Source organism: Acidithiobacillus albertensis (assembly GCF_001931655.1).
GTDB lineage: Bacteria > Pseudomonadota > Gammaproteobacteria > Acidithiobacillales > Acidithiobacillaceae > Acidithiobacillus > Acidithiobacillus thiooxidans.
On sequence record NZ_MOAD01000051.1, the window covers coordinates 1 to 3198 of the forward strand.

The following is a 3198-nucleotide window of genomic DNA, read 5'->3' on the forward strand; positions in this document are numbered from 1 at the left end:
TTGTCCAGATGATACAGACGGCGCACTTTGGCTATGGTTTCCATGCAAATCACTCCAGTTTCCTCCCGGCAAATCCGGCAGGATATCAGGTGGTCAATTTACACGCTGTTTTCCACCCAATTCTGGCAACTTTTGCACGCTGTTTAACAATCAGCATCCCCAACATAGCCGTAATCCCGCGTGCTGCAGAAATCCACCCTGCCGTTTCTGGCGGATAGCCGAGCAGATGTTCCAGGAATATCGGCTGATAGGTCACGATGCCGTAGAAACCCGCGCCAAAGGTGATCGATGCGAGTGAGGCGATCCCAAAATCCCGGTTCCTCAGTAAACGGAGATGAACGATGCTGTCGTCTCGGGTCAGTGCCCGCCAGAGAAAAAGACTGAGCGTCAAGACGACCAGCATGGTCAGAATCACAATCCGCTGCGAACTGAACCAACCCATCGTATTGCCTTGGTCCAGCACGACCTGTAGGGCGCCCAGACCGATGGCCATGCTGGCGAAGCCCAGAAGATCAATACGGCGTTTTTCGATAGTGGTGGAGGGGCTGCTGAAACGGTAGACCAGCATCCAGGCCAATAAGCCTGCAGGCAAGTTCACGTAAAATACCCACCGCCAGTCCAGATGGGTAACGAGGATGCCCCCAATCACCGGCCCCAGAATGGGACCCGCTACTACGGCAAGGCTCCAACGCGCCGTGATTCGTCCCCGCATTTCCGGGGGATAGGCTTCTATCAGCATGGCCTGTGCCAAAGAAGGGAGAGGCGCCCCAACCAAACCCTGAAGTAGACGCAGAAAGACGATCTCCATCAGATCCTGACTGACTCCGCAAAGCCCGGAAACCACGACAAATCCGCCGAGACTGGCCAAGAGTAACCGGCGTCGTCCCCATCGCGCCGCCAGAAATCCAGTCAACGGCGTGGAAATGGCGGCCGCGACCAGATAACTGGTCACTACCCAGCTAATCTGGGAGGTGTTGGCAGACAGGCTTCCGGCCATATAGGGTAAAGCCACGCTGACGATAGTAATGTCCAGCACCTGCATGACGGTGGCAGCCAGCAGCGCCACACTGAGCCAGAATCGATGAGGAGGCGAAGCCGGCTCGTTTTGCGCGACGGTGTTGCCTTTTGCTGGAGAAAGGTTTGTTGACATGCGCGCATACTACTGGCTGCGCTACGGTCAACGTTTCATTGGTTAGTGAATAAACCCCTGCTCTGCTCGAACAGTGTGGGCCCGAGACTGTCTAACAGCACTGGCGATTGATCAGTTTTTAGCAGAAACCAGCTTCTGGATAGTTCACCCTTGAAAAGATTGCTATTTGCTCATGCACAAAATGTTTCAATGAGCCAATGACTCATATTTCGCAATACGAGGTGGTAAAAACCCGATTAACAATCACCAGCCATAGCTTGCTGCCCTGGACAATTCAAGACCCATTGCCGCAGCAATTACATTCATATCGTGCTCGCTAATGACGAAAATCCCAAAGCGGAATTGGTAGCCCCAGTTCTGTTTTTCGGCGGAGAACTCCAGCATCCCAAGGATGGGTCGAATGGGGGCTTCTACGGCAGGGAACCAGCACACGTCCCGCCGATAGGGTTGGAATCCTCCTCCCATATCCACCTGATATGGATCACCGCCCTGCACGATCCCGATCGCCGTGAAAGTCTGAAATTTATACTTACCGCCGAATTCAACCGTTGGCGAATAGTAGGCAACACGATCCCCAGGTTTTATGCGACTGCAGAATATCAGCCAAAAGTGGACCATGCTGATCCGGGACTAGAAAGCCGCCCTAAACCGCCTTATCATCCAGCTCGATAACCGGATGCCACAACGTTAAATGAAAACGCTGTTTACACAAAATTCAGGACACCCTCCGTCCACCGCAACGTCGCTTCTGTTTGGTGGAGGCATTTTCAAATCTGTTTCATTAGGTTTTTCCCATCAATCCTGAAAAGGCACATTTATGGATATTTTGTTTATTTATTTTTTGCTTACGGCCTTTATTATCAATATATCTCCTGGGCCAGCCATGATGTTCGTGCTCCATCAGTCCCAGAAGCATGGGAGGAAGACTGGTCTTTTTGCTGCACTCGGAATTGAAATTGGCGTATTAATTTACGTCCTGCTTACTGCATTCGGTGTCAGTGCCATTTTCAAGGAATATCCATCTGTTTACACCGGGTTGCAATTGATTGGTGCCGCATATCTCCTTTATATCGCCTACCTTAGCTGGCCCCGTAAGAAGGCCTCGAGCGGTCCCGTGGCCGAGTCTCGCCCCAATCATAAGGGTACATTCTTGAAAGGCGTGCTGATTAACCTGACGAATCCGAAGATTGCTTTGTTCTTCTTGAGTCTAATTCCTCAGTTCGTTCCGCAGGGCAGTAATGCCATGACCTTTGTTCTCTATGGTCTGATTTTTAACTTCGGCGGCATTATGGTGAACTTCTCGGTTGCCCTACTGGCAGACAAGGTCAATCGTCTGCTTCGGAAGGCAGCATGGTTTGATTATGTACCGCCGATTCTCTTTATTGTCATTGCTGTTCTCTCTATTAAGGCACGTTTCTGAGGAGCTTTATTTTTTGGTATATCTGCTTTCTAGGAGAAATCAACTTCCGAGCACGGTTTTTATTGTATAAGTTAATAATAAATATGGTGTGTGCGTTTAGTTGGTATAGAGGGCTACATGAATATAGAGTAGCTCTGTGTAAATTAACCCGACCGTAAGACACTTTGAATCATTTGATAGGCAAGCGTAGAAGGGTGTGGCAAAGAAGGTAATTCATTTTTTTTAAACCAGCGTAGATCTTCAATTTCATTAATTTTGGGGAGTATTTCGCCATCCGCATAGTCAGCTATAAAACCTATCATTAATGAGTCTGGAAATGGCCAAGACTGGCTCCCAAACCAGCGAATGTTTTTAATTTCAATACCAGCTTCCTCCCGAACTTCACGACGCAAACATTGCTCAACTGACTCGCCCACCTCAACAAATCCGGCTAACGCACTATAGATCCCAGGCGGGAAATGTGGTGATCGTGCTAATAGCAATACTGTTTAGATAGGTAATTTTCTGTCAGAATAACCGCCATGTTTTGTTTCTGGGGAGACATGGCAATGGCACGTACCAAAGCACAATTACCTGTAGGCGCTCGTCTGGCCGATTATCTGACGGTGGGCTATCTGGCGATGCGCTG

4 protein-coding genes are annotated in these 3198 nt (G+C 49.5%); 1 reads left to right on the forward strand and 3 read right to left on the reverse strand.

Translation table 11 applies throughout. The features are described 5' to 3' along the window. Window positions 1–85: 85 nt before the first annotated feature. Together BLW97_RS17775 and BLW97_RS17780 are read right to left on the reverse strand one after the other, a co-directional pair. Complete coding sequence (locus BLW97_RS17775; protein WP_075324135.1) at window positions 86–1150, reverse strand: DHA2 family efflux MFS transporter permease subunit; 1065 nt, start codon at window positions 1148–1150, stop codon at window positions 86–88. A gap of 243 nt (window positions 1151–1393) precedes the next feature. Further along, window positions 1394–1768 (reverse strand): EVE domain-containing protein, encoded by a 375-nt coding sequence (locus BLW97_RS17780; RefSeq protein WP_077218545.1) that lies wholly within the window; start codon window positions 1766–1768, stop codon window positions 1394–1396. Between the two features lie 199 nt (window positions 1769–1967). Here BLW97_RS17780 and BLW97_RS17785 point away from each other — a divergent pair, with 199 nt between their 5' ends. Continuing rightward, entirely contained in the window at window positions 1968–2570 is a 603-nt protein-coding gene (locus BLW97_RS17785; protein ID WP_075324136.1) for a LysE family translocator, read from the forward strand. Between the two features lie 143 nt (window positions 2571–2713). Here the strand turns inward: BLW97_RS17785 and nudC are convergent, their stop codons facing one another. Continuing rightward, window positions 2714–3052, reverse strand: coding sequence for an NAD(+) diphosphatase (gene nudC, locus BLW97_RS17790; protein ID WP_075324137.1), 339 nt, complete (start codon window positions 3050–3052; stop codon window positions 2714–2716). Between the last annotated feature and the right edge of the window lie 146 nt (window positions 3053–3198).

Coding starts and splice junctions, on each gene's coding strand:
- BLW97_RS17785 (WP_075324136.1), top strand. CDS start 1,968: ATGGATATTTTGTTTATTTATTTTTTGCTTACGGCCTTTATTATCAAT.
- BLW97_RS17780 (WP_077218545.1), bottom strand. CDS start 1,768: ATGGTCCACTTTTGGCTGATATTCTGCAGTCGCATAAAACCTGGGGAT.
- BLW97_RS17775 (WP_075324135.1), bottom strand. CDS start 1,150: ATGTCAACAAACCTTTCTCCAGCAAAAGGCAACACCGTCGCGCAAAAC.